The sequence below is a fragment of the Halomonas sp. SIMBA_159 genome (genome assembly GCF_046536035.1).
GTDB lineage: Bacteria > Pseudomonadota > Gammaproteobacteria > Pseudomonadales > Halomonadaceae > Vreelandella > Vreelandella venusta_A.
This window is the reverse complement of the sequence record NZ_JAWJBT010000782.1, coordinates 1-264: the sequence shown is the minus strand read 5'-3', so window position 1 is coordinate 264 and position 264 is coordinate 1. Positions and strand designations below refer to the sequence as shown.

At 48.9% G+C, this 264-nt stretch carries 1 pseudogene; it reads left to right on the top strand.

The annotated features are described in order from the left end of the window. Nucleotides 1–264: pseudogene (locus R0J87_RS21345) on the top strand (2,3-bisphosphoglycerate-independent phosphoglycerate mutase); the annotation flags it as partial.

The window sequence follows — 264 nt, the reverse complement described above, 5'->3', positions numbered from 1 at the left end:
CATTCGTAAACGCAGATTTCGACGGCTTCGCGCGTAAGAAAGTGGTTAACGTCGATTTCGTGATGCTGACCGAATACGCCGCTGACATCAAAACTGCGGTTGCTTACCCACCCGCTTCCCTGGTTAACACCTTCGGCGAGTGGATGGCGAAAAACGACAAAACTCAGTTGCGTATTTCCGAAACCGAAAAATATGCCCACGTTACTTTCTTCTTCAACGGTGGCGTAGAAGAGTCGTTCAAAGGCGAAGATCGCATTCTGATCA